This is a genomic window from Nocardiopsis halotolerans DSM 44410, from assembly GCF_000341065.1.
Taxonomy (GTDB): Bacteria; Actinomycetota; Actinomycetes; order Streptosporangiales; family Streptosporangiaceae; genus Nocardiopsis; species Nocardiopsis halotolerans.
Window position 1 is genome coordinate 1 of sequence record NZ_ANAX01000404.1, and the last position, 4,400, is coordinate 4,400.

Here is a 4,400-nt window from a genome sequence, read left to right on the forward strand (position 1 = left end):
CCTCACACTCACCCGAGGGCGGATCCGTCGGGTCCGGATCCGGGTCCGACGTCCCTCCGAGTGCCTCGTGGATCGCCCAGTAGGCGGGCTTGGGCTGGTAGTCGCCGTCGATGGGCAGGGCCGCGCCCTGGCCCTCGAAGGTGTCGGGGACCCAGGAGTAGGCGTCGGTGACGCCCCACACGATCACACCGGAGCACCCGCTGACCGCGTAGCAGGCGTTGACCACCCGCTCGTAGTCCGCGGCCTGCTGCTCCAGCTTCTGCTGGGTGGCGGGCATCTGGATGCGGATGTCCAGCTCGGTGATCATCACCTCCAGACCCAGGTCGACGAAGCGCTGGATGTTCTGCTGGATGTCCGTGGGCACCTGGCCCGCGATGAGGTGGCCCTGGAAACCGATGCCGTCGATCGGCACGCCCTGCGCCAGCAGGTCCCGGACCAGCTCGTAGTAGGCGTCGCTCTTGGCGTTGATCCCGTCGATGTTGTAGTCGTTGATGAACAGGCGGGCGTCGGGGTCGGCCGCGTCGGCCATCCGGAAGGCCTCGGCGATGTAGTCCTCGCCCAGGGTCCGGTGGAACACCGAGTCGCGGAACTGGGCGTTGTCCCCGATGGGCTCGTTGACCACGTCCCAGGTGGCGATGTCGTCGCTGTAACGCCCCACCGTCGTGCTGATGTGGTTGTCCATGACCTCCAGCAGCTCACTCCGGCTGAAGGTCCCGTTCTCCACCCAGGACGGCAGCTGGCTGTGCCACACCAGCGTGTGGCCGTGGACCATCTGGCCGTTCTGCTGGGCGAAGTCCACGATGCGGTCGGCGTTGGTCCAGTTGAACTGTCCGCGCTGGGGCTGGACCGTCTCCCACTTGAGGTCGTTCTCGTGGGTGATGGAGTTGAACTCGGTCGCCGCGGTCTGCGCGTAGTCCGACTGGTTCAGGTACTGCGACCCGACCGCCGTGCCCATGCGCAGACCCTGCTGGTCGGCGAGTTCGCGCAGGGTGGCCGCCTGGGCCCGTGCGGCTTCCTCCGCCGACAGCGGAGCGCTCTCCTGGGCGTGGGCGGTGGCGACCAGGCCGCCGGTGACGAGGGTGAGGGCGAGGGCGACGGCCGTGGCGGCCCCGCCCCGGGAGCGCCTTCGCCCCTTGGTGACCAACATGGTGTTCCTTTCCTTGGTGGGGGTGGGGCGGGCGCTCCGGAGCGCCCGCCCCTTCGGCTACGGAACGTCAGGAACCGTCGCCGAACAGCTCGCCGTGCGTGGCGAGAGCCGTGGCCACGTCCACCTGCGCCCAGAAGCGGTGGTAGGTGAACGTGGGAGCCGGGCCGCCGTTGAGGTACTCCTCAACCTGCGGCCAGTTCGGGTCGTCCTCGTAGAAGGAGCGGATCGACAGGAACGTGGAGTCGGAGTTGATCGGGTCGCCGTTGGGCATCTGGCCCGTCCATCCCTCGGGGATGTAGAGCCCGCCGTCCGGGGAGTCGAACGGGTCGTCGAAGCGCTCGTAGTCGGCCCGGGTCTCGGGAACGGCGACACCCAGCGAGTCCTGGTTGGCCAGCAGGGCGTCGAGCAGGCCCTCGGCCATCTCGCGGGACTCGGCGTGGCCGGTGGCCGCGGAGTAGTGCATGAGGGTCTTGGCCAGACCGGCGGCGATACCGACGTCCTGTCCGTGCGAGACGACCTCGACGCTCAGGTCGGGGTTGCCCGTGGACTCGCCGGTCCAGGTGTCGGGCTGGCCGCTCCACTCCATGTCGGCGGGGATGGCGAACTCGCCGTTCTCACCGACGGTGGTGTTCTCGATCGCCCAGGGGATCCAGTCGTCCAGGATGCCCCCGGCGCGCTCGTCACCGGTGATGCGGTAGTACTCGGCCACGCGCTCCATGTCCCAGACCTGGAACCCGAACCAGCGGTTCGACGGCGGGTCGTGCCAGACGGGCTTCTCGTCGTAGAACATTCCGTAGAAGGTCGACGTGTTCGCGGGCGGCTCGGCGTAGGTGCCCTCCCAGCTGTTGGTCGCGCCTCCGGCGATACCGCCGTCGGAGGACTGCAACCACTCCAGGAACTCCAGCTGCCGGTCGAGGCTGACGCCCCAGTCCTCGCTGCCGGTGGCCGACTCCGGCTGGAGCGCCTCCGTCTCCGAGAGCGCGTAGGCGGCCATCACGTTCTGGTAGCCCTGGTGGGCGGAGGAGCCGCCGATGCGCCAGGCCCAGGGATACTCGGCGCTCTCCATAGCGCCGCCCCAGGAGTAGTACCAGGCCATGAGGTAGTGCGCGGAGTTCTTGCCCGATCCGGCGGGGCAGGACTCGGCGCCGACGCAGTCGCCGATCTCCTTGAAGTACTTGTCGTACATCGCGTAGCGCAGGTAGTCGCCCATCATCGACGCGTCGGAGACGCTCTCGTCGATGGCGGACGCGTTGCCCTGCTCCGAGGCCCACTGGTGCGCCAGGTAGGCCACCTGCACCGCACGCGCGTCGGCGTCGGGCGCGTTGGTGTAGCGCCACTGCTCGGAGTAGTTGTCGTCGTCGGTGAACAGGTCGAGGAACCCGTTCTCGCCGCCGTGCGCGAAGGTCTCGCAGGACGGATGCGGGACGGTCTCCCAGACCGACTCGTTGGAGCCGCGCTGGAAGGTGTTGATGTAGGCGGGGGCGTCGTCGGTGCCGTCGCCGCAGAACCCGTAGCCGTAGGCGTTGTCCACGTCCAGCAGCCAGTGCATGCCGTAGACCTCGTCGGTGCCGTAGGTGCTGCTCAGCTCCTGGGCCAGCGGGTCCTCGCCAGCCTGCACCCCGTCGTCCAGCGGCATCGGGTAGTCGCTCGGGTCGATCGACTCGGGGATGTAGGTCGCCGGGGCCGACGGGTCGTAGGAGGAGTTCGTGGGCTGGTCGGCGGTGCCCGGGATGATGAACGTCTCCATGGACTCCCAGGCGGAGTTGAAGGGCTCCCAGTCGCCGGTGATCCTGCCGTAGGTCGCCTCCAGCCACAGGTAGTAGCTGTAGGCCTCGGAGGTGGTGGCGTGACCGTAGTCGGGCGCCTCCACGATCAGGGTCTCCACCGAGTGGTACGGCACGAGGAGCCCGTCGAACTCGCGGAAGTAGCCGCTCTCGGGGTCCTTGATCTTCTCGTACTGGGCGAGGAACTCCTCCTCGTACTCGTTGGACGCGCCCGTCAGTTCGCGCGCGCTGACGACCACGGGGTCGTAGCCCTCCGCGGCGACGGTGAACTCGGCGCTGGCGGCCTCACCGGAACCGTCGCTGGAGGAGGCGATGGTCACCTCCTGGGCGGTGTCCCAGTCGGCCTCGCCGAAGGTCAGGGAGCCGCCCGAGGCCACCGACAGGGCCTCGCTGCCGGAGGTGCGCTCCACGCTGACGGAGACGTCGCCCTCGGGGGCCTCGGAGAGCGCGACGTCGAAGGTCGCCTCTCCCCCGGCCTCCAGGGTGACCGAGTCGGGGTCCACGACCAGGGCCGGGTCCTCGGGATCGGGTTCGGGCTCCCCCTCGCCCGCGCAGTCGCGGCCGTTGAGGGTGAACGTGGTGGGCGCCTCGTTGCTGCCGGAGTAGGTGGCCTGGAAGCCGAACGTCACGGTCTGCCCGCTGGCGAGTCCCTGTGCCCAGGACGGGCCGCTCGCGGTCACGGAACTGCCGCTCTGGGAGACCTGCGCGCTCCAGCTGTTGGTGATCTGCTGGTCGCCGGAGAACTCCCAGCCCAGCTCCCAGCTGGGGAGGGACTCGGCCTCGTTGGTGAGGGAGACCGAGGCGGTGAAACCGGATCCCCAGTCGTTGAGTTCGTAGTCGACCGTGCAAATCGGTGCCGCCTGCGCGGGTGACGCCGGTAGGAGTGCGGCCAGGAGTGTCGCGCCGAAGAGCGCGGAGGCGGATCTGCGCCAACGTGTGCGACGCGGATCGGGGCGGGGGGTGATCACGTGTCCTCCTCGGACGGTCTCTCCTCTCCCTCGCCGCTGGCCCCGCGGACGCCGGACGGCGCCCTCGGGGTGGGGTTCTCCGAAGGGGGAGGCAGCGGGGGTCGGAGTGCGGTCGTGGTGGGGAGGGAGCCGGGCGCGACGCTGCCGCCTGCGGCTCCGGCCCGAGGGCGGGCCTGGTGTGCGTAGGGGATGTGTCGCGGTGCCGACGGGAACGGGAAAAGGCGCGTCACCTGCCCGGCCACGCCCCTTTCGGGAGCGCTCCCACGGCACCGTGGGGTGAAGTTAACACCGACGACACGGAGAAACAACGGGTGTATGCAGAGTGACCGGTCATTAAGTTCCGGAAGTTTCCAGGCTCCCGGGGCGGGCCGGACCGCCCCGGGAGTCCGTGGGGCAGCGCGGAGCGGAGGTGCCCGCCCGCGTCGGGCGGGCACCCCTCGTGGTCCGGCACTGCCTGCTCGGCGGCGCCCCTACTGGATGGGCGGGTAGGCGTTGGCCAGC

At 69.6% G+C, this 4,400-nt stretch carries 2 protein-coding genes; both read right to left on the reverse strand.

What is annotated here, in order from left to right; all coding sequences use genetic code 11:
• The coding region (locus D455_RS31990) for an endo-1,4-beta-xylanase (protein ID WP_017574070.1) at nucleotides 1–1,147 on the reverse strand (1,147 nt) is incomplete at its 3' end.
• 67 nt (nucleotides 1,148–1,214) lie between these two features.
• Nucleotides 1,215–3,899, reverse strand: coding sequence for a glycoside hydrolase family 48 protein (locus D455_RS0128560; protein WP_017574071.1), 2,685 nt, complete (start codon nucleotides 3,897–3,899; stop codon nucleotides 1,215–1,217).
• Nucleotides 3,900–4,400 lie beyond the last annotated feature (501 nt).